Source organism: Enterobacter sp. BNK-14, assembly GCF_047456095.1.
In the GTDB taxonomy this organism is placed as follows: Bacteria; Pseudomonadota; Gammaproteobacteria; order Enterobacterales; family Enterobacteriaceae; genus Enterobacter; species Enterobacter kobei.
This window is the reverse complement of record NZ_CP179897.1, coordinates 3,488,962-3,515,675: the sequence shown is the minus strand read 5'-3', so window position 1 is coordinate 3,515,675 and position 26,714 is coordinate 3,488,962. Positions and strand designations below refer to the sequence as shown.

At 54.7% G+C, this 26,714-nt stretch carries 20 protein-coding genes; 3 read left to right on the top strand and 17 right to left on the bottom strand.

Annotated features, from left to right (window positions below; translation table 11 throughout):
• Positions 1 to 6 precede the first annotated feature (6 nt).
• From folA to kefF, 3 genes are all read right to left on the bottom strand, one after another.
• Positions 7 to 486 (bottom strand): type 3 dihydrofolate reductase, encoded by a 480-nt coding sequence (gene folA, locus ACMGGM_RS16735; protein ID WP_006173915.1) that lies wholly within the window; start codon positions 484 to 486, stop codon positions 7 to 9.
• A 114-nt stretch (positions 487 to 600) separates the two neighbouring features.
• A complete protein-coding gene (gene kefC / locus ACMGGM_RS16730) occupies positions 601 to 2,466 on the bottom strand; it encodes a glutathione-regulated potassium-efflux system protein KefC (RefSeq protein ID WP_063943965.1) in 1,866 nt (621 codons plus the stop codon).
• Positions 2,459 to 2,989, bottom strand: coding sequence for a glutathione-regulated potassium-efflux system oxidoreductase KefF (kefF, locus tag ACMGGM_RS16725; RefSeq protein ID WP_014882502.1), 531 nt, complete (start codon positions 2,987 to 2,989; stop codon positions 2,459 to 2,461). The genes kefC and kefF overlap by 8 nt, the downstream gene beginning before the upstream one ends.
• 376 nt (positions 2,990 to 3,365) lie before the next feature.
• Here kefF and ACMGGM_RS16720 point away from each other — a divergent pair, with 376 nt between their 5' ends.
• On the top strand, positions 3,366 to 6,302 hold the full coding sequence (locus ACMGGM_RS16720; protein WP_202815646.1) for an autotransporter outer membrane beta-barrel domain-containing protein: 2,937 nt from the start codon (positions 3,366 to 3,368) through the stop codon (positions 6,300 to 6,302).
• A gap of 46 nt (positions 6,303 to 6,348) precedes the next feature.
• Here the strand turns inward: ACMGGM_RS16720 and ACMGGM_RS16715 are convergent, their stop codons facing one another.
• From ACMGGM_RS16715 to ribF, 9 genes are all read right to left on the bottom strand, one after another.
• The gene (locus ACMGGM_RS16715; RefSeq protein WP_014882500.1) at positions 6,349 to 6,582 is read right to left on the bottom strand and encodes a YgdI/YgdR family lipoprotein; all 234 of its coding nucleotides are present in this window, start codon (positions 6,580 to 6,582) and stop codon (positions 6,349 to 6,351) included.
• A 139-nt stretch (positions 6,583 to 6,721) separates the two neighbouring features.
• A complete protein-coding gene (carB, locus tag ACMGGM_RS16710) occupies positions 6,722 to 9,946 on the bottom strand; it encodes a carbamoyl-phosphate synthase large subunit (protein ID WP_014882499.1) in 3,225 nt (1,074 codons plus the stop codon).
• 18 nt (positions 9,947 to 9,964) lie between these two features.
• Entirely contained in the window at positions 9,965 to 11,113 is a 1,149-nt protein-coding gene (carA, locus tag ACMGGM_RS16705) for a glutamine-hydrolyzing carbamoyl-phosphate synthase small subunit (protein WP_014882498.1), read from the bottom strand.
• Positions 11,114 to 11,567: 454 nt separating this feature from the next.
• Positions 11,568 to 12,389 carry a 4-hydroxy-tetrahydrodipicolinate reductase gene (gene dapB, locus ACMGGM_RS16700; RefSeq protein ID WP_023332060.1) on the bottom strand — a complete coding sequence of 274 codons (822 nt, stop codon included), beginning with the start codon at positions 12,387 to 12,389 and terminating at the stop codon, positions 11,568 to 11,570.
• Positions 12,390 to 12,594: 205 nt separating this feature from the next.
• Positions 12,595 to 13,545, bottom strand: a complete 951-nt coding sequence (gene ispH, locus ACMGGM_RS16695; protein ID WP_014882496.1) for a 4-hydroxy-3-methylbut-2-enyl diphosphate reductase — start codon at positions 13,543 to 13,545, stop codon at positions 12,595 to 12,597.
• 1 nt (position 13,546) lies between these two features.
• Entirely contained in the window at positions 13,547 to 13,996 is a 450-nt protein-coding gene (fkpB, locus tag ACMGGM_RS16690) for an FKBP-type peptidyl-prolyl cis-trans isomerase (RefSeq protein ID WP_003856450.1), read from the bottom strand.
• Between the two features lie 117 nt (positions 13,997 to 14,113).
• Complete coding sequence (lspA, locus tag ACMGGM_RS16685; RefSeq protein WP_008502034.1) at positions 14,114 to 14,614, bottom strand: signal peptidase II; 501 nt, start codon at positions 14,612 to 14,614, stop codon at positions 14,114 to 14,116.
• Positions 14,614 to 17,430: an isoleucine--tRNA ligase gene (gene ileS, locus ACMGGM_RS16680; protein ID WP_414149050.1), complete on the bottom strand. Its 2,817-nt coding sequence runs from the start codon at positions 17,428 to 17,430 to the stop codon at positions 14,614 to 14,616. The genes lspA and ileS overlap by 1 nt, the downstream gene beginning before the upstream one ends.
• 45 nt (positions 17,431 to 17,475) lie before the next feature.
• On the bottom strand, positions 17,476 to 18,402 hold the full coding sequence (ribF, locus tag ACMGGM_RS16675; RefSeq protein WP_096217623.1) for a bifunctional riboflavin kinase/FAD synthetase: 927 nt from the start codon (positions 18,400 to 18,402) through the stop codon (positions 17,476 to 17,478).
• 327 nt (positions 18,403 to 18,729) lie between these two features.
• Here ribF and rpsT point away from each other — a divergent pair, with 327 nt between their 5' ends.
• Positions 18,730 to 18,993 (top strand): 30S ribosomal protein S20, encoded by a 264-nt coding sequence (gene rpsT / locus ACMGGM_RS16670; protein WP_003856458.1) that lies wholly within the window; start codon positions 18,730 to 18,732, stop codon positions 18,991 to 18,993.
• Between the two features lie 57 nt (positions 18,994 to 19,050).
• Here rpsT and nhaR read toward each other — a convergent pair whose 3' ends face one another.
• From nhaR to dnaK, 4 genes are all read right to left on the bottom strand, one after another.
• Complete coding sequence (gene nhaR / locus ACMGGM_RS16665) at positions 19,051 to 19,950, bottom strand: transcriptional activator NhaR (RefSeq protein ID WP_014882493.1); 900 nt, start codon at positions 19,948 to 19,950, stop codon at positions 19,051 to 19,053.
• Between the two features lie 57 nt (positions 19,951 to 20,007).
• Positions 20,008 to 21,183 carry a Na+/H+ antiporter NhaA gene (gene nhaA, locus ACMGGM_RS16660; protein ID WP_063943959.1) on the bottom strand — a complete coding sequence of 392 codons (1,176 nt, stop codon included), beginning with the start codon at positions 21,181 to 21,183 and terminating at the stop codon, positions 20,008 to 20,010.
• A gap of 172 nt (positions 21,184 to 21,355) precedes the next feature.
• Positions 21,356 to 22,501 (bottom strand): molecular chaperone DnaJ, encoded by a 1,146-nt coding sequence (gene dnaJ / locus ACMGGM_RS16655; RefSeq protein WP_014830600.1) that lies wholly within the window; start codon positions 22,499 to 22,501, stop codon positions 21,356 to 21,358.
• Positions 22,502 to 22,588: 87 nt separating this feature from the next.
• Positions 22,589 to 24,502: a molecular chaperone DnaK gene (dnaK, locus tag ACMGGM_RS16650; RefSeq protein ID WP_045135534.1), complete on the bottom strand. Its 1,914-nt coding sequence runs from the start codon at positions 24,500 to 24,502 to the stop codon at positions 22,589 to 22,591.
• Between the two features lie 297 nt (positions 24,503 to 24,799).
• Here dnaK and satP point away from each other — a divergent pair, with 297 nt between their 5' ends.
• Positions 24,800 to 25,366, top strand: a complete 567-nt coding sequence (gene satP, locus ACMGGM_RS16645) for an acetate uptake transporter (protein WP_023332055.1) — start codon at positions 24,800 to 24,802, stop codon at positions 25,364 to 25,366.
• Here satP and ACMGGM_RS16640 read toward each other — a convergent pair.
• Positions 25,343 to 26,665, bottom strand: a complete 1,323-nt coding sequence (locus ACMGGM_RS16640; protein ID WP_045135535.1) for an MFS transporter — start codon at positions 26,663 to 26,665, stop codon at positions 25,343 to 25,345. The genes satP and ACMGGM_RS16640 overlap by 24 nt on opposite strands.
• Between the last annotated feature and the right edge of the window lie 49 nt (positions 26,666 to 26,714).

Genomic DNA, 26,714 nt, shown 5'->3' with positions numbered 1-26,714 from the left:
AAAAACTTAACGACGTTCCAGAATCTCGAAGCAGTAGCTGTGGGAGTTCTGCGCATCGGCGTCGTGGAATTCACTGAATACGGATTCCCACTCGTCCGGATCGTAATCCGGGAAATGGGTATCCCCTTCCACTTCCGCATCAATGTGGGTCAGATACAGCTTCTGCGCTTTAGGCAGGAACTGCTCATAAACACGACCACCGCCGATCACCATGATCTCTTCGGCATCACCGCAGGCAGCAATCGCTTCATCTACGGACTTAACCCATTCGACGCGATCGTCAGTACCCGGCTGGCTACTGATAACGATATTCTTACGGCCCGGCAATGGACGACCAATCGACTCCCAGGTCAGGCGGCCCATCACTACCGGCTTGTTTAACGTCGTACGTTTAAACCATGCGAGATCGGCAGGCAGGTTCCACGGCATGGCATTTTCCATACCGATAACGCGGTCTACCGCCAGCGCTGCAATCAGACTGATCATTGAAAATTTCCCGGATGCAAAAAATTGCCGCCACTATACGGAAAGCTTAATCTTTCGTCGACTGGCGGCAGAGTAAAGATACAGAAATTTTTTAATATTGCTGGCAACGCCACTTCACACTGAAGGTTTACTCTCGGGCTCGTCAGCCGGATCGCCGGTATGCTTGCCCTCTTCCGTGCCCTGCCAGCCATGACGCTGGATCAGCGACAGATGATTACGGTCCTCATTGATGATTTCCGTCAGCATCGCACTGGTGCGTTTAAACACCGCCGCCCGCTCCGTGGCCGTGCTGCCTGCCATCGCCGCCATCTCTTCCACCATCCCGGTGTTAAAGCGGCGGAACAGATCCGCACGTTCGCGCGCTTCATACGCCCCGAGCCCCAGATTCTCGAGCGCCATACGCCCGGATTTCAGCGCACCTTCGAATGTTTCACGCTCGGGTGCCTCAACGCCTGCCTGACGTAGTCGGATGTAATGATCCACATCGCGCGCGCGGGAAATGATCCTCAGCGCCGGGAAATGTTCTTTTACCAGCTCCACCATCTGTATGCTGGTCTCCGGATCGTCAATGGCGTTAATCAACACCTCCGCTTTTGCGGCCCCCGCGGATTCCAGCAGATCGACACGGGTGGCATCACCGTAAAACACTTTCATATCAAATTTACGCAGCGTATCGACATGGTCGGGATCGTGGTCGAGGATGACCATTTTCACCCCACTCGACAGCAGCAAACGCCCTACGATCTGTCCGTAGCGACCAAAACCAGCGATGATCACGCGTGGCTGCTCCTCGTCGATTTCATCGGCTTCGCGCTCCTGATCGCTACCCGATTTTTCGAGGCGAGTCAGCACCACCAGCAGAACAGGCGTTGCCGCCATCGAGAGTGCGACCGCCAGCGTCAGCGCTTTTGCCCACTCAGGATCCAGCACGTTTGCCATCTGCGCGGCGCCAAAGACCACGAACGCAAATTCACTCCCCTGCCCCAGCAGTACTGCAAACCAGCTGCGCTGTTTACCCGGCACATTTAAAGGCCGCGCAATCAGCCACAGCATTGCCATTTTAATGACCAGGAAACCGACCAGCAGGATGATAATCCGCAGCGGGTGTGTGACCAGCGTGCCGAAGTCGACGGACATCCCCACGCCGATGAAAAACAGTCCCAGCAGCAACCCTTTGAACGGCTCAATATCGCTTTCCAGCGCGTGCCGGTATTCAGAGCTTGCCAGCAGAACGCCCGCAAGGAATGCCCCCATCGCCATCGACAGCCCGGCTTCTTCCAGCAGCAAACCAAAACCAAAGACCAGGAACAGTGCCACGGCGCTGAACACTTCGCGCAGACCCGAGCGGGCGACGAAACGCAGCAGCGGACGGGTCACGTAGCGGCCCAGCAGGACCACCAGTGCCAGCGCCCCTACAACCTTCAGTGCCGACAGCGCGAACGCGCCCAGCGTGGTGGAGGAGCCGCTTGCCGCCAGCAACGGGATCATCGCCACCAGCGGAATCGCCGCTATATCCTGGAACAGCAGCACCGAGAACGCGCTGCGCCCCATCTGGGAGACCGTCAGGTTTCGCTCGTTCATCGCCTGCATGGCAATGGCCGTCGAGGAGAGCGCCAGCGTCATGCCGATGAGCTCAGCCACTTTCCAGTCCATTCCCAGCAGGATGCAGAACCCGCCCAGCAGCAAGCCGCAGGCCACCATCTGCAATGCCCCGCCGCCAAATACCGAGGCGCGAAGTTTCCACAGGCGCTGCGGATCGAGCTCCAGACCAATCACAAACAGCATCAGCACAACACCGATTTCAGCGAAATGGAGAATCGCCTCTGCATCCGTAACCAGACGAAAACCCCACGGCCCAATGACGCAGCCCGCAATCAGGTAGCCGAGAACCGAGCCCAGCCCCAGGCGTACCGCCACGGGCACAATCAGCGCCGCCGCGCCGAGATAAATCAGCGCCTGTATCAGCGTATGGCTATCCATGGTGCGTCTCCTGCCACTCAAGTAAGCGTTGTTTGTAATGGCGAGCCTGCGCCTGCAGCGTTTCATCGTCGCAGACAAACGTGCAGTGCATCGCAAAAGGTGGGATCCAGTTCAAACCACAATAGAGTGCAGTAGCCTGTAGCGGCTGGGCCAGCACGTCAAACCCCGGGAAAGAACCAATATCAAAGTGGCTTTCTCCTCCGCCAGTGGTCACCGCCCACATCAGGCTTTTCCCTTTTAGCGCATTGCCATTGTGGCCATACGCCCAACCGTGGGAGAAGACTTTATCAATCCACAGTTTCAGGAGCGGAGGCGTGCTGTACCACTGCATTGGATGCTGCCAGATAATCAGATCGGCACGGGAGAGCGCGTCCTGTTCAGCAGCGATATCGATATTAAAATCGGGATAAAGTTGATAGAGGGAACGTATCTCTACGTTATCAAGCGTCCTTACCTGCTCAAGCATCCGCTTATTCGCATGCGAGTGCTGCGGATAAGGGTGCGCGTAAATTATGAGTATCATCAAATGACCTGTCTTCTTCTCTTCTTGTAGCAGTGAGTGTAGACAGTTAACCCGCCCGGTGAAAGGGTCAACAGACCTCGCAAAGGTAAAACGCAACTATTGGCAACCCTACTTCCTGGCGGGTATAGCAGACCTCAAACCAACAAAAATGACTGTTATCAGATGATATTTGAAATGAATAATTAAGCGCTAAAGCATATTAGCAAGTGATCAATTAAGAAAATATAAAATTATTCTTTAGCAAAATGATCTATACATAACACATTGAAAAATTAATAATTTTACGCTTTTTATCGTTGAATCATTCTTTTAAGTAGCCCAGAAGCGCTATTTTAAGTCATTAATTAGCGCCACTTCTTTTCAAATGGACGTGTAAATGCGCAACAAAATATTCAAATTAAACAAGACCACAAAAACTCTGGGAAATATATTTCCTGCTTTACTTATATTCACACCGGTAGTGGCCTTCGCTGGAACTATTAGCCAGTCAACCTCAGTACCCCAGGATTTTTCCGCTGATGCAGAATACGTGATAAATAAAGATGTCACCATTTCCTCCGCGGGAAGCGAGAGTGCCGTATCGGTCACAGGCATCAATGTCACATCCATGACCAACAAAGGTAATATTTCCGGAAAAGGGAATGGATTAGATATTAATACCGGGGCTCAGCGAGTCATTATTCATAATGAAAGCGGTGCAACCATTTCCTCTACAACAGCCAATGCCGTAAATGTTCAGTCAATGCTTGGCGATCTAAACAATGATGGAAACATCACAGGCACAGAGAATGGCGTGTTCGTCAGTGAAAGCTCTTCAGCCGTCAATATCGCTAACACTGACACAGGCATAATCAGAGGAAACACAGGCCTGAGTTCTCAGATTGGTGTGGGAATAAATAATAGCGGAAAAATAACGGGTACAAACGGCGATGGTATCAGCCTGAGCGATGGTAATACCAAAATTATTAATACCGGCACCTTAGAGGGAACGCAGTACGGTATCAACGTCACGGACACGTCGAAAGCGGACATCACAAACAGTGGCGCGATTAGTGGCGATACGACAGCTATTATGTTTGCCAGCACGAAAAATAATACGCTGGTACTGAACACAGGATCGTCACTCAAAGGAGATGTCATCTCCACCGCGTCAAAAGGCAACACGCTTTCACTGGTTGGTACGGGCACAGAAGACAGCAATTTCATCGGACTGAAGGAAGGGGATGGCTTTGCGTCAGTAAAAATGGATGGTGAAAAGTGGACGCTGTCAGGCAATATAGACATTATCGGCGCAGATGACTCTTTACAGGTCAACAGCGGTGATTTAGTCCTGTCAGGTGCCGTCGCGAATGCCGGTAATACCCTCGTTGCAAAAGATGCCTCTCTCCAGCTTGGTGATGGCACGAAAACCGCCACGCTGAGCGGTGGCCTGACCAACAACGGCACCGTTATTTTTAATCAGGGCAGTTCTTCCACATTCGCCACCGGCATTACCGGTAGCGGTAATGTCGAAAAAGCAGATTCAAACACCCTGACGCTCTCCGGCAATAATAGCTACACGGGAAATACCGTTCTGCATAACGGTACGACGCTGATCGCCAGTGGTGCAACGCTCGGCGTGAAAGGCAGTAACGCCACCGTCACCGTTGAAAATGGTGCAGCGTTTGCCACGGCAGGTGAAGTGAATAACAACATTGATATCCTGACCGGCGGTACGCTGGCGGCATGGAATGCGGTTCAGGGTAACACGACCCTGAGCGTTTCAGGTATCGATACGGTTAACGGCAACGTTACCAACGGTGGCACGCTGTTACTCGGCGCGGCCAATAACAGTGTTGGCAACAATTTCATAATAAACGGCGACTACACGGGTTCTTCTGGTAGCCAGATCGTAATGAACAGCAGCCTCGGCGAAGATAACGCACCAACCGACCACCTCACCATTACGGGCAGCAGCTTCGGTCAGTCTGATGTCAGCGTTAAGAATATAGGCGGTCTGGGCGCTCAAACGGTAAATGGTATGGAAATTGTGAGCGTCGGTGGCAGTTCTGAAGCCCAACTGACGCTGGCAGCACCGGTTGTTGCCGGGGCGTATGAATACAATCTGTATCAGCACGGCGACGGCAACTGGTATCTGGAATCGAAGGCGACGCCATCAGATGAGCCGGCAGACGATAATGATGACGGCGGAAACACCGACGGTGACAATACCGATAACGGTGGTAATACCGATAACGGCGACAATACCGACAACGGTGGCAATACCGACAACGGTGGCAATACCGATACCGATGGCAACACGGATAACGGCGGTAATAGCGATAACGGTGGCAACACGGATAACGGCGGTAATAGCGATAACGGTGGCAACTCAGCCCCTGAAGTTATGGCCCCTGAAGTTGGCGCTTACTTAGGCAACTACCTTGCTGCCCAAAGCATGTTCCTGCACAAGCGTGACGACCGCGATCAAATCACCTTCCGCAATGAAGACGATCTGAACACCTGGATGTACGTTAAGGGTCGTTATCACGAGAACGACGCGGGTGGCGATAAAGTCAGCTACGACACCACCACGACCGTTCTGCAAGTCGGCAGCGATTTCATGAGCAAGCCAATGGACAATGGGATCCTGCGTGCCGGTGGCATGTTCGGTGCTGGCCAGGCGAAGACGCATTCGGATGCGAAGCACAACGTGCGTGATGCTCAAGGCAAGGTGGATGGTTTCAATGTTGGGGTGTATGCCACCTGGCAGGAAGATCAGACATTACGCCTGGGCAGCTACATTGATACCTGGGCCGCTTATAGCTGGTACAACAATAAAGTGACCAGCAACCGCAATGATGAAGACTACGACAGCGAAGGCTTCGCTGCGTCTGTCGAAGTCGGCCACGCGTGGGTTATCCCGTCAGAAAACGCGCGTACCTGGAAGATCGAGCCGCAGGCGCAGGTGATCTACAGCTATCTCGATCAGGAAAATCATACCGATCGCGACGGCGTGCGCGTAACGACTCTGGACAACGACAGCATCTTTGGTCGTCTGGGCGTTAAGTCCAGCTACTTCGAGCAGAAGGACGTGAAAGCCTGGCAGCCGTACGTTGCGGTGAACTGGCTGAAAGGGGCAGGCCAAAACGATCTGGCGTTTAATGATGAAACCGTGAGCAACGATACGCCGGAAGATCGTGGTCAGTTAGAACTGGGCGTCACCGGCAACCTGAACGAAACCACGACGCTTTCGCTGCGTGCCAGCGGCGAATGGGGTGAGAACAGCTATGCTGCCTATGGCGGCCATATCCTGCTGAACCACCGCTGGTAATCGTCCAGCAAAAGCGAAAAGCCGTGGCATTTGCCACGGCTTTTTTTTAGTTATCCAGCTCGCCCATGGATTTCACCTGGTCACGGTTAATCTGCTCCGTTTGACCGGTTTCGGCGTTTTTGTACGACACCAGTCCGGTGTCATCATCTACCTGCGGTTTCCCGTCAGTCACGATGGTTTTGCCATCGGTGGTTTTGACTGCCTGGTTAGATGAACAGCCTGCTACGGTAAACAGTGCAGTGGCAGCCAGAACGGAAGCGATCAGTAATTTATTTTGCATGGTGTTTTCCCCTGCTCTCAGATGAATTTCGTTATCGACCTAACCATTTTAGGCTAACTGACTGAAAGCGGATGGAAAACCAGAAGGTTCTGAAGAGGGGAAGAATGCCCGGCAACCGAATGGCACCGGGCATTTTGTCTTACTTGTTAATCTGCGCGTGCATTTCCTGCACTGAAATCACCTTCTCGGTGGCATCCGCATTCAGCGCCATAGCTGTTGCGAAACCGCCGTTCAGGGTAGTGTCATAGTGCACTTTGTACTGCAGCGCGCTGCGGCGAATCAGCTTGGAGTCTTCAATCGCCTGACGACCTGCGGTGGTGTTGATGATGTAGGTGTATTCGCCATTCTTGATACGGTCCTGAATGTGCGGACGACCTTCATGCACCTTGTTCACCAGGCGCGGGTTGATACCGGCTTCACCCAGCACAATCGCCGTACCGTGAGTTGCATCCAGCTCGAAGCCCTGTTTCAGCAGCTTGGCCGCCAGGTCAACCACACGCTCTTTATCGCCTTCGCGAACGGAGAGCAGCGCACGACCTGATTTTCTCATGGTGGAGCTACTGCCGAGCTGCGCTTTCGCGAACGCTTCAGCGAAGGTGCGGCCCACGCCCATCACTTCCCCGGTAGAGCGCATTTCTGGCCCTAACAGTGGGTCAACGCCCGGGAATTTGTTGAACGGCAGCACCACTTCTTTCACCGAGTAGTACGGCGGAATGATCTCTTTGGTCACGCCCTGCTGCGCCAGCGTCTGGCCCGCCATCACGCGCGCCGCCACTTTCGCCAGCGGAATACCGGTGGCTTTGGAGACGAACGGGACGGTACGTGCCGCACGCGGGTTCACTTCAATCAGGTAGACTTCGTTGTCTTTCACCGCGAACTGGACGTTCATCAGACCGCGAACCTGCAGTTCAAAGGCCAGCTTCTGCACCTGCTGACGCATCACATCCTGAATTTCCTGGCTCAGGGTGTAGGCTGGCAGAGAACAGGCTGAGTCACCGGAGTGCACGCCCGCCTGCTCGATATGCTCCATGATGCCGCCAATCAGCACCATTTCGCCGTCGCAGATGGCGTCAACGTCCACCTCTACCGCGTCGTCGAGGAAGCGGTCGAGCAGCACTGGCGCATCGTTAGAAACGCTCACCGCCGTCTGGAAGTAGCGACGCAGGTCAGCTTCGTCATACACGATTTCCATCGCGCGGCCGCCCAGGACGTAAGAAGGACGCACCACCAGCGGATAGCCAATCTCTTTCGCCTTCTCAACGGCCATCTCAATGGCGGTGACGGTGGCGTTGGCTGGCTGTTTCAGCTTCAGACGGTCAACCGCCTGCTGGAAACGCTCGCGGTCTTCCGCACGGTCAATCGCATCCGGGCTGGTACCGATAACCGGTACGCCTGCGGCTTCCAGCGCACGTGCCAGCTTCAGCGGAGTCTGGCCACCGTACTGCACGATAACGCCTTTTGGCTTCTCAATACGCACGATTTCCAGCACGTCTTCCAGAGTAACCGGCTCGAAGTAGAGGCGGTCGGAGGTGTCGTAGTCGGTTGAGACCGTTTCCGGGTTACAGTTGACCATGATGGTCTCGTAACCGTCTTCGCGCAGCGCCAGCGAGGCGTGTACGCAGCAGTAGTCAAACTCAATGCCCTGGCCGATACGGTTTGGACCGCCGCCCAGCACCATAATCTTGTCGCGGTCGACGGACGGGTTCGCTTCACACTCGTCTTCATAGGTGGAGTACATGTACGCGGTGTCGGTGGAGAACTCCGCCGCACAGGTGTCCACGCGCTTGTAAACCGGGTGCAGGTCATACTGGTCACGCAGCTTGCGGATTTCCGCTTCACGTACGCCCGCCAGCTTGGCCAGACGCGCATCGGCGAAACCTTTACGCTTCAGCATACGCAGGAAGTCTGCGTCCAGGCCGTTGATGCCCAGCTCTGCCACTTTCTCTTCCAGACGCACCAGCTCTTCAATCTGCACCAGGAACCAGCGGTCAATGTTGGTCAGGTTGAATACGCCGTCGACGGACAGGCCAGCACGGAAGGCATCGGCGATGTACCAGATACGCTCTGCACCCGCATCTTTCAGTTCGCGGCGAATTTTGGTCAGTGCTTCCGGGTCGTCCAGGCTGACTTTAGGGTCAAAGCCGGTTGCACCCACTTCCAGACCGCGCAACGCTTTCTGCAGGGATTCCTGCTGCGTGCGGCCAATCGCCATCACTTCACCGACAGATTTCATCTGGGTGGTCAGGCGGTCGTTCGCACCGGCGAATTTCTCGAAATTGAAGCGTGGAATTTTGGTCACAACGTAGTCGATGGACGGTTCGAAGGAGGCTGGCGTGCGGCCACCGGTGATATCGTTCATCAGCTCATCGAGGGTGTAACCCACCGCCAGTTTCGCCGCCACTTTCGCAATCGGGAAGCCGGTCGCTTTGGAGGCCAGCGCGGAGGAACGGGACACGCGCGGGTTCATTTCGATAACAATCAGACGCCCCGTTTTCGGGTTCACCGAGAACTGCACGTTTGAGCCGCCGGTTTCCACACCGATTTCACGCAGCACCGCCATCGAGGCGTTACGCATGATTTGGTACTCTTTGTCGGTCAGCGTCTGGGCTGGCGCAACGGTGATGGAGTCGCCGGTGTGGATACCCATCGCATCGAAGTTTTCGATGGAGCAGACGATGATGCAGTTGTCGTTTTTATCACGCACCACTTCCATCTCGTACTCTTTCCAGCCAATCAGCGATTCATCAATCAGCAGCTCTTTGGTTGGCGAGAGATCCAGACCGCGTTCGCAAATCTCTTCGAACTCTTCGCGGTTGTAGGCGATACCGCCGCCGGTCCCCCCCATGGTGAAGGATGGACGGATGATGCACGGATAGCCCACTTCAGCCGCAACGGCCAGCGCCTCTTCCATATTGTGCGCGATACCGGAACGCGCGGTGTCGAGGCCGATTTTTTTCATCGCCACGTCGAAGCGACGACGGTCTTCTGCTTTATCAATTGCATCGGCGGTCGCGCCAATCATGGTCACGCCGAACTCGGCCAGCACGCCCTGACGCTCCAGCTCGAGCGCACAGTTTAGCGCCGTCTGGCCACCCATGGTTGGCAGCACAGCATCCGGACGCTCTTTCTCAATGATTTTGCGTACCACTTCCCAGTGAATCGGCTCGATGTAGGTTGCATCCGCCATTTCCGGGTCGGTCATGATGGTCGCCGGGTTGGAGTTGACCAGGATAACGCGGTAACCCTCTTCACGCAGGGCTTTACATGCCTGCGCACCGGAGTAGTCAAATTCACAGGCCTGGCCGATAACAATCGGGCCAGCGCCAAGGATCAGGATGCTTTTTATGTCTGTACGTTTTGGCATGGTCTTCTCGGCTCCTGATTATTTAGCGGTCTTACGGTATTGCTCGATAAGTTCGATGAAGTGATCGAACAGCGGCGCGGCGTCGTGCGGGCCCGGGCTGGCTTCCGGGTGGCCCTGGAAGCTGAACGCTGGCTTATCGGTACGATGAATCCCCTGCAGGGTGCCATCGAACAGTGATTTATGCGTCACGCGCAGGTTAGCCGGCATTGACGCTTCATCGACGGCAAAACCGTGGTTCTGCGCGGTGATCATCACCGTGTTGTTATCAATATCTTTCACCGGGTGGTTACCACCGTGGTGGCCGAACTTCATCTTGATGGTGTTCGCACCGCTCGCCAGCGCCAGCAGCTGATGGCCGAGGCAGATGCCGAATACCGGGATGTCGGTTTCCAGGAAGGACTTGATGGCGTCGATAGCGTAGTCGCACGGTGCCGGGTCGCCAGGACCGTTAGAAAGGAAGATGCCATCCGGGTTCATCTTCAGTACGTCTTCGGCAGAGGTTTTCGCCGGAACCACCGTCAGACGGCAGCCGCGGTCAACCAGCATGCGAAGGATGTTGCGCTTGGCGCCGAAATCATAGGCCACCACGTGGAACGGCAGCTCGCTCTCTTTTTTCGCTTCTGGCAGGTCGCCTTCCAGCGTCCAGCTACCCTGCGTCCAGCTATAGGCTTCAGCGGTAGTCACTTCTTTCGCCAGGTCCATGCCGTTCAGACCCGGGAAGGCTTTCGCTTTTTCCAGCGCCAGCGTGGCATCGAGGTTATCACCCGCGATGATGCAGCCGTTCTGTGCACCCTTCTCGCGCAGCAGACGCGTTAACTTACGGGTATCGATATCAGCAATCGCCACGATGTTATGGCGCTTCAGGTAAGACGAGAGATCTTCAGTGCTGCGGAAGTTGCTGGCAATCAGCGGCAGGTCGCGAATGACCAGGCCTTGCGCATGTACCTGAGAAGATTCTTCGTCAGCCGCATTGGTGCCGACATTGCCGATATGAGGATAAGTAAGAGTAACGATTTGGCGAGAATAGGAAGGATCAGTGAGGATTTCTTGATAACCGGTCATTGAAGTATTGAAAACGACTTCCCCAACCGCCGAACCCGTTGCCCCTATGGCCCGACCGATAAACTGGGTTCCGTCTTCCAGAACCAATAGCGCTGACTTAATCAAAACACCCTCCAGAGAATATTCACTCACTTTATTTGCATATTAATTCATAACCATGTCATGAATCAATGCAAATGTGTTGCCAGCGGATTTTTGGCAAACGGCGGCATTCTGGAGATTGGGAGGCTAAAAGTCAACTTAAAACGGATATTTTGTTTATCCTTTTACAAGCCTGGCGAGAGTAAAGCCACTTAAGCGACAAAAAGATCAGGTAAATCACTGTAGAAAACGCTTGCGTGCAAGGTTTAATGAAAAATTATTCGGCGAGGCAGTAAAAAGTGGACCAAATGGTCAAAATTTACATTTCAGTAACGAAAACAAGAGATAAAACTTCTTATTTTTAAGCTTTAGAGCAAGAATTAAATAAAATGAGGTAAAATAAAAGGGCAATAAAATATTGCCCTATGCAATCAATATATTACGACTGCAATAACCACATCACGATGGGTAATAATGCTTACAGATTGTTGAGATCAAGCACATCTCGCATATCAAAAAGGCCGCTCTTCTTGCCTTTCAGCCACAAAGCGGAACGCACTGCACCATTGGCAAACGTCATTCGGCTGGAAGCTTTATGCGTAATTTCGACGCGTTCGCCAATATCGGCGAACATCGCCGTATGTTCGCCGACGATGTCACCCGCACGGACGGTAGCAAAACCAATCGTGCCCGGTACGCGTTCGCCGGTATGACCTTCGCGGGTATAGACCGCGCAGTCTTTCAAATCTTTATCGAGTGCATGAGCAATCGCTTCGCCCATCGCCAGCGCCGTGCCTGACGGCGCATCAACTTTGTAGCGGTGGTGCGCTTCAACAATCTCAATGTCGGTGTAGTTGCCCATCACCTTCGCCGCCTTCTCCAGTAGCTTCAGCATGACGTTAACGCCCACGCTAAAGTTTGCCGCGAAGACAATCGCAATTTCTTTCGATGCATCCTGGATGGCCTGCTTACCTGCGTCGTCAAAGCCGGTGGTGCCGATCACCATCCCCTTACCGTGCTGACGGCAAAACGCCAGATGCGTCAGCGTCCCTTCCGGGCGGGTAAAATCGATAAATACATCGAAGTCATCCTTAACCGCTTCCAGGCTGCTATGTACGGTGACGCCGGTCTTTCCTGCGCCCGCCAGTTCACCTGCATCGGCTCCCAACAGTGATGACCCTTCACGCTCCAGCGCCGCGCCCAGTGCCACGCCATCCATCTGAAGTGCCGCCTGAATCAGCTGACGGCCCATACGTCCACCCGCGCCCGCAATGGCGACACGGATCTGTGCATCATGCATAGTTATTCTCTTACGTTAAAATGATGTAAATCGTTTTCAGATTAACCAGCCTTCGCAAAGGCTGCCAACTGAAAACACCGATAATTAGAATTTAACGTGAAACAGACTTAAATATCAGTAAAAGACATGATTTTGTCGTCACGATAAAGTACGGGGCAAAAAAAAGGCCAGCACATGAGATGCTGGCCTTTCATCAGATAAGGGGTTATTCCACTTCGCGCGCATCGATACGCAGTTCTTTCGGGACCTCGAAAACAATGTTCTCTTCGCGTCCTTCGAGCGGAACCGCTTCGCCGCCGCCGAGTTCCTGCAGGCGGACAATGACGTTCTGCACCAGAATATCCGGCGCGGAAGCGCCTGCGGTCACGCCGACGCAGGCCGCATTTTTCACCCACGCTTCCTGAATATCCGTCGCGTCGTCGATCAGAAATGCCGCTTTACCCATACGCTGTGCCAGTTCGGCCAGACGGTTAGAGTTAGAGGAGTTTTTCGAGCCGACCACCAGCACCACATCCGCCTGTTCAGCCAGCGCGCGCACCGCTTCCTGACGGTTGGTGGTGGCGTAGCAGATATCGTCTTTACGCGGCCCGACGATCTTCGGGAAGCGCTGGCGCAGTGCGTCAATCACGTCAGAGGTATCGTCAACGGAGAGCGTCGTCTGGGTCATAAACGACAGACGGGCTTCGTTTTTGACGTTCAGCGTCAGGACATCTTCAGGCGACTCCACCAGGTACATGCCCCCTTCCGGGTTACTGTACTGCCCCATCGTGCCTTCGACTTCCGGATGACCCGCGTGGCCAATCAGAATCGACTCTTCACCACGACGGCTGGCGCGCGCCACTTCCATATGTACTTTCGTCACCAGCGGACAGGTGGCATCAAAGACCGTCAGATCGCGGCTTTTCGCTTCGTTACGGACGGCCTGAGAGACGCCGTGCGCGGAGAAGATCAGGATCGCGCCGTCCGGCACTTCGCTAATCTGCTCGATGAAAATAGCACCACGCTCGCGCAGGCTGTCGACCACGTAGCGGTTGTGCACCACTTCATGACGCACATAAATCGGCGCGCCGTAAATTTCCAGCGCGTTTTCAACAATGCTGATAGCGCGGTCTACACCGGCGCAGAAGCCGCGCGGGTTAGCCAACAGGATCTGCATTTCAGGCCTCCAGTGCTGGGTCAATCTCCAGCACTTCAACATCAAAATGAACGGTACGCCCGGCAAGCGGATGGTTGAAATCAACGGTAATGGAGTCACCATTGATTTCGCGGATCACACCAGGCATTTCGCTGCCGTCCATAGCGGTAAAGAGCATAATCGCCCCGATTTCCGGCTCACCTGCGTCCATAAATTCGCGACGCGAGAAATACTGGATCAGATCCGGGCTTGGCACACCAAACGCAGCATCTGGCTCCAGCGAAAAGGCTTTTTTCTCGCCCTCTTTCAGGCCAAGAAGCTGCTGCTCAAGACCTTCAGACAGGGAGGTATCGCCAAGACGGAACAGGGCCGGTTTGCCGTTATTGCGGGTGGATTCAGCCGTGGAGCCATCATCCAGCTTCAGCGTGAAGTGGACGAGAACCGCGCTGTTGCTCTGTACGGATTTAGACATGCAAATTGCTCGCTTGTTTTGGGTCACCTGTTGCCCGGTGGCGCTACGCTTACCGGGCCTACGGGAGGCCACAAATTCTGTAGGCCGGGTAAGCGTAGCGCCACCCGGCATTGATGCTTACGCCTGCTCTTTCGCGGCCGGTTTCGGCAAGAAACCTTCCAGCACGATTAACGCCGCACCGATGCAAATTGCGCTATCGGCGAGGTTAAAGGTCGCGAAGTGCCAGTCGCCGACATAGAAGTCGATCATATCGACCACAAAGCCGTGCCACAGGCGATCGAACAGATTGCCCAGCGCGCCGCCAATGATCAGCGCGTAGGCGATGTTATTCAGCTTTTGCGTTGCCTTCGAACGGTACATCAGCACTGCCAGTATGACGCAAATACCTAAAGCGATACCCGCGAAGAACCAGCGCTGCCAGCCACCGCTGTCAGCAAGGAAGCTAAACGCCGCACCGTAGTTACGTGCGTAGTGCAGGTTAAGCGACGGGAACAGCGGGACCGTCTCCCCCAGAGCAAAGTTCTGGAGGATCAGGAACTTGCTGCCCAGATCGATAATCAGCACTACCACAACCAGCCACAGCCAGCGCAGTCCTGTTGAACAGAGAGTTTTACTCATCAGGCAAACTTACGTTTTTCGCCGTCACCGGCGACGTTGCTTACACAGCGTCCGCAGATGTCTGCGTGTTCCGCCACCTGGCCGACATCCGTGGTATAATGCCAGCAACGCGGGCATTTCTCACCGTCGGCTTTGCTCAGCGCGACTTTCAGTCCTTTGAGCAGCTCGCTCTGCTGAGCATCAGCAGAGGCCTCGGCATAATCCGCAACTTTCGCACCGGAGGTCAACAGGACAAATCGTAATTCATCACCCAGCGCGGTCAGTTTTGCCGCCAGCTCAGGTTCGGCGTACAGGGTTACTGCCGCTTCCAGAGAGCCGCCGACTTTCTTGTCCGCACGCGCCTGCTCGATAACCTTGTTCACTTCACCACGCACTTTCAGCAGCTCGTCCCAGAAGGCATCGTTCATCGCTTCGGTGCTGGAGAGATCGAACAGACCTTCGTACCACTCGCCCGTGAAGACATATTTCTCACGGTCGCCTGGCAGGTAGCCCCAGATTTCATCTGCGGTGAAGGACATGATCGGCGCCATCCAGCGAACCAGCGCTTCAGCGATGTGGAACAGGGCGGTCTGGCAGCTACGACGCGCCACGCTGTCCGCTTTCGCGGTGTACTGGCGGTCTTTGATGATGTCGAGATAGAACGAGCCCATTTCGATGGAGCAGAAGCGCATCAGGCGCTGCACCACTTCGTGGAAATCATAAGACTCATAGGCTTTCAGGATATCGTCCTGCGCCGCTTTCGCACAGCCTACCGCCCAGCGGTCCAGCACGACCATCTCTTCCGGTTTCACCATGTCCTTCACTGGATCAAAACCGTTCAGGTTCGCCAGCAGGAAGCGCGCGGTGTTACGGATACGACGATAGCTGTCGGCAGCACGCTTCAGGATCTCGTCAGACACCGCCATTTCGCCGGTGTAGTCGGTAGAAGCCACCCACAGACGCAGGATGTCTGCGCCCAGCTTGTTCATCACATCCTGCGGAGAAACGGTGTTCCCGATGGATTTAGACATCTTACGACCCTGACCATCCACGGTGAAGCCGTGAGTCAGTACCTGGCGATAAGGTGCTTTACCTTTCATGGCGGTGTAGATCATCAGGGATGACATGAACCAGCCGCGGTGTTGGTCAGACCCTTCCAGATACATGTCGGCAGCGTGACCGGCAAACTCTGGACGCACGTCAACCACCGAGGCGTGGGTCGAACCAGAGTCGAACCACACGTCCAGGGTATCTGGCACTTTCTCGTAGTTGTCCGCGTCCGCGCCCAGGATGTCGCGGGCATCGAGATCCCACCACGCCTGAATGCCGTCAACTTCGACGCGCTTCGCCACTTCTTCCATCAGTTCCAGGGTATTCGGGTGCAGTTCCTGCGTCTCTTTATGCACGAACAGAGACATCGGCACGCCCCAGGTACGCTGACGAGAGATACACCAGTCAGGACGGTTAGCGACCATGGATTCGATACGCGCCTGGCCCCAGTCCGGGATCCACTGCACGCCTTTGATCTCTTTCAGAGACTGCTCACGCAGGCCTTTCTGATCCATGCTGACGAACCACTGCGGGGTTGCACGGAAGATGATCGGCGTCTTGTGACGCCAGCAGCATGGATAGCTGTGCTGCATTTTCTCAACGTGCAGCAGCGCGCCGCTGGTGCGCAGCATATCCACGATGATGTCGTTGGCTTTAAAGACGTTGATACCGTCCAGAGCCGGATAAGTACCAGGCAGGTACGAGCCGTCCGGCCCCACCGGGTTAGCGATTTCCAGACCGTACTTCAGGCTGATGTTGTAGTCGTCAGGGCCGTGACCACCGGCGGTGTGTACCGCACCGGTACCGGCTTCCAGCGTAACGTGGTCGCCCAGGATGGCCGGAACGTCGAAGCCCAGGAACGGGTGTTTGAAGCGCATCAGTTCCAGCGCGTCGCCTTTCACGGTACCCAGCACGGTGTAGTCGGTGATGTTCGCGCGTTTCAGCACGCTCTCCACCAGATCTTTCGCCAGGATAACCGCGCGACCCTCAATCTGCACCAGCGCGTAGTCAAACTCACCGGACAGGGAGATTGCACGGTTGGCTGGCAGCGTCCACGGCGTGGTGGTCCAGATCACCAGCGAGACCGGGCCGTTAACGGAGGAGACGCCAAATTTGGCTTTCACCGCATCCTGATCGACGGCGTCGAACGCCACGTCGATAGAAGGCGAGGTTTTGTCGTAATACTCTACTTCGGCTTCTGCCAGCGCAGAACGGCAGTCCACGCACCAGTGCACCGGCTTCGCGCCTTTGTGCAGGTGGCCGTTACCGATGATTTTGCCCAGCGCACGGATGATGTTGGCTTCAGTTTTGAAGTCCATAGTCAGGTACGGGTGCGACCAGTCGCCCAATACGCCCAGACGGATAAAGTCCGCACGCTGGCCGTCAACCTGCGTGGCAGCGTATTCGCGGCATTTTGCTCGGAACTCAGCGGCGGTGAACTTCTCACCTGGCTTGCCAAACTCTTGCTCTACTTTCAGCTCGATTGGCAGACCGTGGCAGTCCCAGCCCGGAACGTAAGGCGAGTCATATCCCGTGAGGCCTTTGGACTTCACGATAATGTCTTTCAGAATCTTGTTTACAGAGTGACCAATATGAATGCTGCCATTCGCATAGGGAGGGCCATCATGCAGAATGAAGGTTTTTTTGCCTTTTTTGGCTGCACGAATGATGCCGTACAGGTCATCATCGGTCCAACGCGCCAGCATTCCCGGTTCGCGCTTGGCGAGATCGCCGCGCATCGGGAACCCTGTTTCCGGCAAATTCAGGGTTGATTTATAGTCACTCATCAGATTCTCGGTTCCGTATTTATCACGTAGGCATTTAAGCCGGGTTCATAGCCCAAAAAACTCGCGGGCCGTCAATTCATCACGCGCAATCTGCGCTTTTAGTTCATCCAGTGAAGCAAATCGCTGCTCATTGCGTATTTTTTTACGCAGTATTACATCTATATGGCGACCATAAAGGTCCATTACAACGTCCAGCAGGTGCACTTCTAACTGTTGACGTACACCGGCGACAGTGGGACGCGTGCCAATGTTGGCAACGCCGTAAAACGGCTTATCGCCCAGTCCTGCCACTTCCACCGCATAGACCCCTTTAACCGGGGAAACCTGACGACGCAGCGGGATATTCGCCGTCGGGAAACCTATCGTGCGCCCCAGGGCGTCGCCATGCACGACGCGGCCTGAGATGGTAAACGGATGCCCCAGCAGCGTTTCTGCCGTATCCAGTTCATCATTCGCCAGCGCCTGACGCACCGCCGTGCTGCTGACGCGCACGCCGCCTTCACAGAAGGTCATCGCGCTGGTCACGTCAAAACCGTACTCCAGGCCCGCCTTCTGTAATAGCAAGAAATCGCCCTGCCGACCAGCGCCAAAGCGGAAATCATCCCCCACGGCGAGAAACTGTACGCCAAGACGCTTAACCAGCAGGTCGCTGACGAAATTTTGTGCTGTCAGTGCGGCAAAGCGACGATCGAAACGCACGCACAGCACGTAGTCCACGCCGGACTCTGCCAGGTAGCGCAGCTTCTCACGCAGGCGAGTGAGACGGGCGGGCGATTTATCCCCCGCAAACAGCTCCAGCGGTTGCGGTTCGAAAATCATCACCACCACGGGCAGGCCACGGGCCTCCCCTTCTTTACGCAATCCCTGCAACAGCGCCTGATGACCACGATGCACGCCGTCGAAATTACCAATAGTCAGCACGCACCCGCGTGGTGCGCTGCTGAGATTATGTATGCCGCGTATCAGCTTCATGTCTGGCTCAAAACAGTGAAAATCGCCAAAGTATACCTTGTACCGCGGTTAAGGTTAACCGGCGATTGTTCGCGCAAAACAGAAAGCCGTAATGATTTCATCAGGCTGACCTTTCACAGCGAAAAAATCTGCTCGTGAACTGCGATTTTTATGCCGAAAGGCTGTATTCACGCAAGACAAGCTGGTAGAATCCTGCGCCATCACTACGTAACGTAGCGTCGCTTTTTAACGGCGCTTATTTGCACAAATCCATTGACAAAAGAAGGCAAAGAGGGCATATTCCTCGGCCTTTGAATTGTCCACATAGATCATATTTGGGAGTTGGACTTGGCTAATATCAAATCAGCTAAGAAACGTGCCGTTCAGTCTGAAAAGGCTCGTAAGCACAACGCAAGCCGTCGCTCTATGATGCGTACTTTCATCAAGAAAGTATACGCAGCAATCGAAGCTGGCGACAAAGCTGCAGCGCAGAACGCATTTAACGAAATGCAACCAATCGTGGATCGTCAGGCTGCTAAAGGTCTGATCCACAAAAACAAAGCAGCGCGTCATAAAGCAAACCTGACCGCGCAGATCAACAAACTGGCTTAATCGCTACTTGTTGTTGCTTGTTTAAAGAACCCGCTTAACGCGGGTTTTTTTATGTCTTCAGATTGCCGGTGGCGTAAACAGCGCCGAGTAGTCACGGTTGCAGATTCGCTGCACCGCCGGGTGCTGAATCATTCTTTCGGCAAATATGGCGTGATACTCCTCCATCACGTTATCCACTCTGCCAATCTCCGTAATCTTGTTGTCTGAATAGAGATCGAGCACGTACAGCGTTGGCGCAACGAAGATGGCATTGTGCGCTTCGCCAAAGGCTTTCATCAGTGCCGCATCGTCGAATTCACCGAGGATCTCCACCTTCAGCCCCTGCGAGTTGAACCAGTTCAACAGCTTACGCCCGAGCATTGACCGCCTTCCCGGCACCAATAAGCGACGCTCTTCCAGACAGGCCGGGAAGGGTTTTTCCGGCGGTGGATTAATGCACCAGAAGCTGACACCGCATTCGCCAATCTTCACTGAGAACAGCCCTTCCTGCTGCGTGGAGTCGATGGGGCAGTCCGAGATAATCATATCCAGCTTATGCTGGCTCAGCTGTTCCAGCAGCATCTCGTGGGTGGATTCAAAGCAGCGCAGATGGATTTGTTCATCTTCCACCACCGCGGCATCCAGCACGCCGCTCACCAGCCGTTTGGACAGCGCATCCGCCACGCCGACGTCAAAGAGCAGGTTAGACTCTTTGCGATAGTTGACGATATCCAGCATCTCCTGGCTCAGGGTGAACATCTTGTCCGCATAGCGAAAGACCAGTTCCCCAAGTTCGCTTGGCTCAATCCCGCGGCCTTTACGCTTGAACAGCTTGCCCTGCAGGCGCTCTTCCAGCGCCTTGATTTGGCCGGTAATGGTCTGCGGCGTGAGATAGAGCGCCTCAGCCGCCCCCACCACCGAGCCCTGCTTGTAGACGTGCCAGAAGTAGTAAAGATGGTTGTAATTCAAATGAGACATAGCGTCTTCACTCCCTGAGTATGTAACGGGAGAAGGCTCATCTTCTCCCGGTTTCCGTTATGCCTGGACAGCCTGTCCGGGCAATTTCACCTTCAACAAGGTATAACCGATTACCGCGGCCAGTAATGACCCGATAAGAATGCCGAGCTTCGCCCAGACGATGAGTTCAGGGGCATTTGTGCCAAACGCCAGCGTCGAGATAAAGATCGACATGGTAAATCCAATACCACACAGCACGCCGACAGCCATAATCTGACCAAAGGTGGTGCCGTTCGGCAGCGATGCCAGCTTCATCTTCAGCGCCAGCCAGCAGAACAGGCTGATCCCCAGCGGTTTACCAATAAACAGCCCGGCAATAATGCCCAGCGGCAGGACAGACGTCAGCCCATCCAGCGTCACGCCCTGCAGGGAAACACCAGCGTTAGCAAAGGCAAACAGTGGCAGGATCATAAAGGCGACCCACGGGTGCAGGACGTGCTCAAGCTGTTTAGCAGGGGATTTACCCTCCTGCGGTTTTAGCGGCACAAAGAAGCCAACAATTACCCCGGCCAGCGTGGCATGCACGCCGGATTTCAATACCGCTGTCCAGAGTACCATCCCCACGAGGATGTAAATGCCGATGCGGCGGACATTGAAAATGTTCAGCAGCGCCAGGACCGCAATTGCGCCTGCCGCCACGCTCAGCGACAGAATCGACAGATCGCTGGTATAAAACAGCGCGATAATCACGATCGCGCCCAGATCATCAATGATCGCCAGCGCCATCAGGAAGATTTTCAACGCCATCGGCACGCGGCTGCCGAGCAAGGCTAAGACACCGAGCGCAAACGCGATATCCGTTGCCGCCGGGATAGCCCACCCGTCACGCGCAACAGGATCCTGCCAGGTAAACGCAAGGAACAGCAGTGCCGGAACGACCATCCCGCCGATAGCGGCGATCACCGGAAAGGCGGCGCGCTGACGGCTGGCGAGGGAGCCCAACACCAGCTCCCGTTTGACCTCAAGTCCCACCAGCAGGAAGAACACCGCCATTAGCGCATCGTTGATCCACAGCAGCATGTTCTTGTTAATTTCCAGCGCCCCGACCTTCAGCTCAACGGGTGTTTCCAAAAATGCGTGATAGAGATCGCGCGTCATGCCCAGGTTCGCCAGCACCATTGCGGCTGCCGCGGCAATAATCAGGATCACACCACCGGACGCCTCACTGCTAAAGAAACGGTGTAGTAATTTCATTTAAGTTCTCTCTTTTACAACAATACCTCGATAAAACCATAATACCAAGCCAAATAGCTCGGCAAAAACAGATTAATATTGAGTGTAGACTCAGTTTTACCGATCTATCCCCCAAAATAAAAAAGCCCGGAATCGCTTCCGGGCTTTATATCGTGGAAAACCGGCTAACAGATTAGCGGGTCAAATCGTCGAAGAATTTTTTGACGCCATCAAAGAAGCTTTTGGAGCGCGGGCTGTTTTTCTCGCCCGTTGGGCCGCCAAAGCTCTCCTGCAGCTCTTTCAGTAGCTGTTTCTGCTTGTCGTTCAGCCCCACTGGGGTTTCTACAACCACACGGCACAGCAGGTCGCCCTGAGCACCGCCGCGAACGGACTTCACGCCTTTACCACGCATGCGGAACAGCTTACCGGTCTGGGTTTCGCCCGGGATCTTCAGATTGACGCGACCATCCAGTGTAGGCACTTCAATTTCACCACCGAGCGCCGCCATGGCGAAGTTGATCGGCACTTCACAGTACAGGTTGTTACCTTCACGCTCGAAGATGGCATGCTGCTTCACCTGAACCTGAACGTACAGATCGCCTGCCGGTGCGCCGTGCTCACCGGCTTCACCTTCACCTGCCAGACGGATGCGGTCGCCAGTATCCACGCCTGCCGGGATTTTGACGGACAGGGTCTTGGTTTTCTCAACGCGACCATGACCGTGGCATTTAGTGCACGGATCTTTAATCAGCGTACCGCGGCCATGACAGTGAGGACAGGCCTGCTGTACTGCGAAGAAGCCCTGACGCATCTGCACCTGGCCGGAACCGTGACAGGTTGGACAGGTCTGCGGCTGGGTACCCGCTTTCGCGCCGCTGCCGTGGCACACGTCACACTCTTCAAGCGTCGGGATACGGATCTCTTTGGTGACACCGCGAACGGCCTCTTCCAGCGTCAGCTCCATGTTGTAGCGCAGGTCTGCGCCGCGCGCTGCGCGCTGACGACCACGACCGCCGCCAAAGATATCGCCGAACACGTCGCCGAAGATGTCGCTGAAATCAGCACCGCCGCCAAAGCCGCCGCCACCGAATCCGCCGCCGCCCATGCCGCCCTGTTCAAAGGCTGCGTGGCCGTACTGGTCATAGGCCGCACGTTTTTGTGCATCGGTCAGGACTTCGTAGGCTTCTTTGATCTCTTTAAATTTTGCTTCAGCCTCTTTATCCCCCTGGTTGCGGTCCGGGTGGAATTTCATGGCCAGGCGCTTATACGCCTTTTTGATTTCACGCTCTTCCGCAGTTTTCGGAACGCCTAAAATCTCGTAATAGTCTTGCTTTGCCATTGGTTTTTTTAAGCCCCTTAACATGCGAGCACGGGCGTGGAGAGTTCTCCTACGCCCGTGCCGATTAATTACCCTGCATCAGGGCGATTATTTTTTGTCTTTAACTTCTTCGAACTCAGCGTCGACAACGTCGTCATCTTTCGCGTTGTTCGCGGAAGCTTCAGCGCCCGCTTGCTGCTGCGCGTGCTGCTGCTGAGCAATTTCCATCAGCTTCTGGGAAGCCTGTGCCAGCTCCTGCATCTTCGCTTCGATATCCGCTTTGTCTTCGCCTTTCAGAGACGTTTCCAGCGCGGTCAGTGCAGCTTCGATAGCCGTTTTATCTTCCGCTGGCAGTTTGTCGCCCGCTTCTTCAACCTGCTTACGGGTGCTGTGCAGCAGATGGTCACCCTGGTTACGGGTCTGAACCAGCTCTTCGAACTTACGGTCAGATTCCGCGTTCGCTTCTGCTTCACGAACCATTTTCTGGATCTCTTCTTCGTTCAGACCGGAAGAAGCCTTAATGGTGATCTTCTGCTCTTTACCGCTGTTTTTGTCTTTCGCGGAAACGTGCAGGATACCGTCAGCATCGATATCGAAGGTCACTTCGATCTGCGGCATGCCGCGTGGTGCCGGGTTGATACCATCCAGGTTGAACTGACCCAGAGATTTGTTATCAGACGCACGTTTACGCTCACCCTGCAGCACATGGATGGTTACCGCAGACTGGTTGTCTTCAGCGGTAGAGAACACCTGGCTGTGCTTGGTCGGGATAGTGGTGTTTTTAGTGATCAGCGCAGTCATCACGCCGCCCATGGTTTCGATACCCAGAGACAGCGGGGTAACGTCCAGCAGCAGAACGTCTTTCACTTCACCGGTCAATACACCACCCTGAACGGCAGCACCGATAGCAACGGCTTCGTCCGGGTTAACATCTTTACGTGGCTCTTTACCGAAGAACTCAGCCACTTTCTTCTGGACCATTGGCATACGGGTCTGACCACCAACGAGGATAACGTCATTGATATCAGACACGGACAAGCCAGCATCCTGCAGAGCAACTTTCAGTGGCTCGATAGAACGGTTCACCAGGTCTTCGACCAGGCTTTCCAGTTTTGCACGGGTCACTTTGATGTTCATGTGTTTAGGACCGGTCGCATCTGCAGTAATGTACGGCAGGTTAACGTCGGTCTGCTGAGCGGAAGACAGTTCGATCTTCGCTTTCTCAGCGGCTTCTTTCAGGCGCTGCATGGCCAGCGGGTCGTTACGCAGGTCGATGCCCTGATCTTTCTTGAACTCGTCTACGAGGTAGTTGATCAGACGGGTATCGAAGTCTTCACCACCCAGGTGGGTATCACCGTTGGTTGCCAGAACTTCGAAGGTTTTTTCGCCGTCAACTTCGTCGATTTCGATAATAGAGATATCGAAGGTACCACCACCCAGGTCGTAAACCGCGATAGTGCGGTTGCCCACTTCTTTATCCAGACCGTAAGCCAGAGCCGCTGCGGTAGGTTCGTTGATGATACGTTTTACTTCCAGACCTGCGATACGGCCAGCATCTTTGGTAGCCTGACGCTGAGCATCGTTAAAGTAGGCAGGTACGGTGATAACGGCTTCAGTTACTGGCTCACCCAGGTAATCTTCAGCAGTTTTCTTCATTTTTTTCAGCACTTCAGCAGAGATCTGCGGTGGTGCAGTTTTGGTGCCTTTCACATCAAGCCATGCATCGCCGTTATCTGCTGCGATGATTTTATAAGGCATGATAGAAACGTCACGCTGAACTTCTTCGTCCTGGAAGCGGCGGCCGATCAGGCGTTTAATCGCAAACAGGGTATTTTGCGGGTTTGTCACTGCCTGACGTTTAGCCGGCTGACCAACCAGAGTTTCACCATCCTGGGTATAAGCAATGATAGAAGGCGTGGTGCGATCGCCCTCGGCGTTCTCCAGCACGCGTGCAGTAGTGCCGTCCATAATCGCTACACAAGAGTTGGTCGTACCCAGGTCGATACCAATAATTTTACCCATCTAAACGTCTCCACTAAAAATTCAGTCAACATGTGGTTGTGTACCTGTAATAAGGGCAGAACGTGCTTTTTCAACTGCCCAGATTTGATTTTTTTCAGGTCCACACACTGCGGTTGACTACAAGATGGGGTCGCTACGGCATCCATCAAGGGGCAAGCGTAAAAAAATTTTTAATTTCACCCTGATGAGATCATAGACGGCATCGATTGCGCCCATTATGATGCCGCGCCCCGTCAGGGAGTAATGACGCGGGTTTAACCATTTCACCATATTAATGATGATTTTTTTTGAGGACTTATGGGCAACACTAAGTTGGCTAATCCGGCTCCGCTGGGCCTGATGGGTTTTGGCATGACCACTATCCTGCTGAACCTGCACAACATCGGGATGTTCCCGATGGATGGCATTATCCTGGCGATGGGCATTTTTTACGGCGGCATCGCACAAATCTTCGCGGGTCTGCTGGAATATAAGAAAGGCAACACCTTCGGCTTAACCGCCTTCACCTCTTACGGCTCGTTCTGGCTGACGCTGGTCGCTATCCTGCTGATGCCTAAAATGGGTCTGGCAGACGCAGCGAATGCCCACTTCCTGGGCGTGTATCTGGGTCTGTGGGGCGTCTTCACCCTGTTCATGTTCTTCGGCACGCTGAAGGGGAACCGCGCGCTGCAGTTCGTCTTCCTGAGCCTGACCGTACTGTTCGCCCTGCTGGCCATCGGCCACCTGGTGGATAACGAAGGCATCGTACACGTTGCAGGCTGGATTGGCCTGGTATGCGGCGCAAGCGCTATCTACCTGGCCATGGGTGAAGTGCTGAACGAGCAGTTCGGCCGCACTATTCTACCGATTGGTGAAAAACACTGATTCGTCTGTCGTGCCCGCCTCGCGGGCACGATTTTCCCCTGACTGCCGAAGCCAAACCCCCAATACCAGCCCCATTAACGATAACGCCAGCACGTACCAGGCCGGCGCCAGGGGAGACACACCCATTAATACCGTCACGGCAATCGGCGTCAGTCCGCCAAAGATGGCATACGAGACGTTGTAAGAAAATGAGATGCCGGTGAAGCGCACCTCAGGTGGAAACGCGCGTACCATCACATACGGTACCGCCCCGACAACGCCTACGCACAGGCCTACCACACCGTACAGCAGGAACAGCTGTTCAGGGTGGCTGCCTGCCAAATGGTAAAACGCCCAGCTTGATACGGCCAGTAACAGGCTGCCGACGATAAAGGTCACGCTGGCACCGAAACGATCGGCAGCCAGCCCGGCGGCAAGACAGCCAAAGCAAAGCATAATGGTCGCGATACTGTTCGCCTGTAACGTCACTGCCGGGGCGAACCCGTACTGTTTTTGCAGCCAGACCGGCGACATCAAAATCACCACTACGATGCCCGCCGAGAGAAGCCAGGTGAGCAGCATCGACACCACGACCGCTTTTTTATGGCGCACCACCACGGCTTTGACCGGCAACTCCTGAGCCAGCGCTTTGCGCTGCTGCATCTCAAGGAAAATCGGCGTCTCCTGCAACCAGCGACGCAGGTACATCGCCACCAGGCCAAACGCTCCGCCCAGCAGGAACGGTAAGCGCCAGCCCCAGTCGTGCACAGCCTGCTGCGTCATGCTGGTGTTTACAATGGTCGCAACGACGGAACCAAGCAAAATCCCCACCGTTAACCCCGCGGTTAAGGTGCCGCAGGCGATACCAATGCGGCGCGCCGGAACATGTTCCGCAACAAACACCCACGCCCCCGGTACCTCACCACCGATCGCCGCCCCCTGAAGAATACGCATCAGTAGCAGCAATAACGGGGCAACAATACCCATTGAGGCATAGGTTGGCAGCAGGCCAATCGCCAGCGTCGGCACGGCCATCAGCAGGATACTCAGGGTAAACATTTTCTTGCGCCCGACCAGATCGCCAAAGTGCGCCATCACAATGCCGCCCAGCGGACGTGCCAGATATCCGGCAGCAAAAATGCCGAAGGTTTGCACCTGTCGCAGCCATTCCGGGATATCCGCCGGGAAGAACAACTCCCCTACCACAGCGGCGAAGAAAACAAAGATGATGAAGTCGTAAAACTCCAGCGCGCCGCCCAGAGCGGCGAGCGTGAGGGTTTTGTAATCCTGTCGATTCAGAGGTCGGGTGTTATGTGACATAGCGAACCATTGTGCATGTGTTGTGGATTATTTTTTACAGCAATCGTAA

Excerpts from the sequence above, each read along its gene's own strand:
- kefF (WP_014882502.1), bottom strand. The coding sequence starts at position 2,989 with ATGATACTCATAATTTACGCGCACCCTTATCCGCAGCACTCGCATGCG.
- nhaR (WP_014882493.1), bottom strand. The coding sequence starts at position 19,950 with ATGTCTCATTTGAATTACAACCATCTTTACTACTTCTGGCACGTCTAC.
- carB (WP_014882499.1), bottom strand. The coding sequence starts at position 9,946 with ATGCCAAAACGTACAGACATAAAAAGCATCCTGATCCTTGGCGCTGGC.
- folA (WP_006173915.1), bottom strand. The coding sequence starts at position 486 with ATGATCAGTCTGATTGCAGCGCTGGCGGTAGACCGCGTTATCGGTATG.
- ACMGGM_RS16720 (WP_202815646.1), top strand. The coding sequence starts at position 3,366 with ATGCGCAACAAAATATTCAAATTAAACAAGACCACAAAAACTCTGGGA.
- ileS (WP_414149050.1), bottom strand. The coding sequence starts at position 17,430 with ATGAGTGACTATAAATCAACCCTGAATTTGCCGGAAACAGGGTTCCCG.
- ispH (WP_014882496.1), bottom strand. The coding sequence starts at position 13,545 with ATGCAGATCCTGTTGGCTAACCCGCGCGGCTTCTGCGCCGGTGTAGAC.
- lspA (WP_008502034.1), bottom strand. The coding sequence starts at position 14,614 with ATGAGTAAAACTCTCTGTTCAACAGGACTGCGCTGGCTGTGGCTGGTT.
- fkpB (WP_003856450.1), bottom strand. The coding sequence starts at position 13,996 with ATGTCTAAATCCGTACAGAGCAACAGCGCGGTTCTCGTCCACTTCACG.
- satP (WP_023332055.1), top strand. The coding sequence starts at position 24,800 with ATGGGCAACACTAAGTTGGCTAATCCGGCTCCGCTGGGCCTGATGGGT.
- ACMGGM_RS16640 (WP_045135535.1), bottom strand. The coding sequence starts at position 26,665 with ATGTCACATAACACCCGACCTCTGAATCGACAGGATTACAAAACCCTC.
- nhaA (WP_063943959.1), bottom strand. The coding sequence starts at position 21,183 with ATGAAATTACTACACCGTTTCTTTAGCAGTGAGGCGTCCGGTGGTGTG.
- ribF (WP_096217623.1), bottom strand. The coding sequence starts at position 18,402 with ATGAAGCTGATACGCGGCATACATAATCTCAGCAGCGCACCACGCGGG.
- kefC (WP_063943965.1), bottom strand. The coding sequence starts at position 2,466 with ATGGATAGCCATACGCTGATACAGGCGCTGATTTATCTCGGCGCGGCG.
- dnaK (WP_045135534.1), bottom strand. The coding sequence starts at position 24,502 with ATGGGTAAAATTATTGGTATCGACCTGGGTACGACCAACTCTTGTGTA.
- dnaJ (WP_014830600.1), bottom strand. The coding sequence starts at position 22,501 with ATGGCAAAGCAAGACTATTACGAGATTTTAGGCGTTCCGAAAACTGCG.
- dapB (WP_023332060.1), bottom strand. The coding sequence starts at position 12,389 with ATGCATGATGCACAGATCCGTGTCGCCATTGCGGGCGCGGGTGGACGT.
- ACMGGM_RS16715 (WP_014882500.1), bottom strand. The coding sequence starts at position 6,582 with ATGCAAAATAAATTACTGATCGCTTCCGTTCTGGCTGCCACTGCACTG.